The organism is Streptomyces sp. H39-C1, from assembly GCF_027158125.1.
Lineage (GTDB): Bacteria > Actinomycetota > Actinomycetes > Streptomycetales > Streptomycetaceae > Actinacidiphila > Actinacidiphila fildesensis.
This window is the reverse complement of record NZ_JAPVLS010000246.1, coordinates 1-1,546: the sequence shown is the minus strand read 5'-3', so window position 1 is coordinate 1,546 and position 1,546 is coordinate 1. Positions and strand designations below refer to the sequence as shown.

Sequence of the window (1,546 nt, the reverse complement as noted above, 5' to 3'; positions counted from 1 at the left end):
CGGTCTGGTAGACGCTGATGGCCAGATTCTCCAGAGACGCCGCGGTCTGCAGCGCCATGATGTCGTCCGCGGTGGTGGCCGAGGCCCGCACGGAGGACAGCACTGCCGCTGCCCCCGCCACACCGGCCAGCGTCCCCGACCGCTGCCACCAACGACGCGACCGGGGCGCGGTGGCCTCGGTGAAGTCGTCCAACGCGCTGCCGGTGATCCGCAGTGCGTCGCTGTTGAGGTCCTCGGATTGCTCGCTGAGCTCTTCCAGCAGCCGGGTGTCGATGCGCTCTACGCCCATCACGCCCCATCTCTCTCGGCGCCCACTCCGTCGCAGGCACGTCCACAGCCCCTTCGGTGCCACGGCCCCAGCGGATTGCTCGCATCACCCGCGCATCGGCGAGGTTCACCCTCCCGGGTGAACAAGGGGATCCTCGAAGGACCGAAGAAGGCGCGGCCGACGGCCTCCGCGAACTCCCGGATGTCGCACAGTCGGCGGCATCTCGACGATGGGCAGCCGGTTCGTGCTCAGGATTTCGGCAATCGACGCGTGCCGCAGGTACAGGCCCGACATCCGACGCGGTTCTCGTCAGCCAGTGTCCTGATCTCTCCTCTGGCGAACGGCTGGCGTCTGTCATGGATGCCTGTCCACTCACCACGGACAGTGATCGGCGACGGCGACGTTAGAGAACCGTGACGGCGCTTCGCGCATCGCGTCGAAGGGGGCGGTGTCGGTCTCCGGCTGGATGCTGATCGACGGATTCGCCTGCAGAATCCGGATGGCATCGCGCTGCGCGACCAGCATGTCGACCATCCTGGTGATGATCAGGGAAGCGGCCGAGACGCTGGCGACGGAGGAGGAATACGAGCGGACCGCTGCCTTGCGTGAGCGGTACGTGCGCGAGACTTCCGTGGTCATCCACTCCGCTCGGGTCGACGGCATCATCACCCTCGTGTGACCTGAGGTACAGAGGAGGGAGGTGCGTCTGGCCGTCTCACCGAAGCAGGGCGCCCCGGGCCAGGAACGGCCGGCCATCCCCTCGGCGCAACCGCTGAAGCCACGACTCGTCGCCGGGGCCACGCGGGGCGGCAGGACGGATTCAGGGCCGTCCTGCGCATCAACGGCAGTACTCCCCGATTGGTCCGAGCGCCCACCCGTCAGTACCCGTAGCCGTGCGCGTACTCCTTACGGTGCAGAACCCTCGTACGGGTGATGGAGCCTCGGAAGGCTTACGCGACCGCTGGGACGGTGGTGCTCTGAGGCCTCGGGGGACCATGAGAACCGGAACAGAGGATCCCTGGCGCCGCCAGATGATCGGAGTCAGCTGTTCTACGGCTCTGACGTCCCATCGATGCCGGATGCCGTGGGCCACTTGCGACATGGTGGACCGGGCAACGTCCAACCGCCGAAACCCTCTGCCGGCAAAGGCCCCTAATACTGCAACCGCATGTGGTGTGACTGTTGGCGGTGTGGCTCGTTGGTCCGACTGTGTGACGAATCGTTGACGGTGGAGCAGGTCGAGTCGTGGTCCGAGGGCGTAGAAGAGTTGCATGCCCG

2 protein-coding genes and 1 pseudogene are annotated in these 1,546 nt (G+C 66.6%); 1 reads left to right on the top strand and 2 read right to left on the bottom strand.

Annotation, left to right across the window (positions count from 1 at the left end; translation table 11 throughout):
* A pseudogene (locus tag O3W51_RS47980) lies at positions 1 to 289 on the bottom strand (ferritin-like domain-containing protein); the annotation flags it as partial.
* A 351-nt stretch (positions 290 to 640) separates the two neighbouring features.
* Positions 641 to 802 (bottom strand): hypothetical protein, encoded by a 162-nt coding sequence (locus O3W51_RS47975; protein ID WP_187145158.1) that lies wholly within the window; start codon positions 800 to 802, stop codon positions 641 to 643.
* Between O3W51_RS47975 and O3W51_RS47970 the strand changes: the two genes are divergently transcribed.
* Entirely contained in the window at positions 792 to 947 is a 156-nt protein-coding gene (locus tag O3W51_RS47970) for a hypothetical protein (RefSeq protein ID WP_187145157.1), read from the top strand. The two genes, O3W51_RS47975 and O3W51_RS47970, sit on opposite strands and share 11 nt — an antisense overlap.
* Positions 948 to 1,546 lie beyond the last annotated feature (599 nt).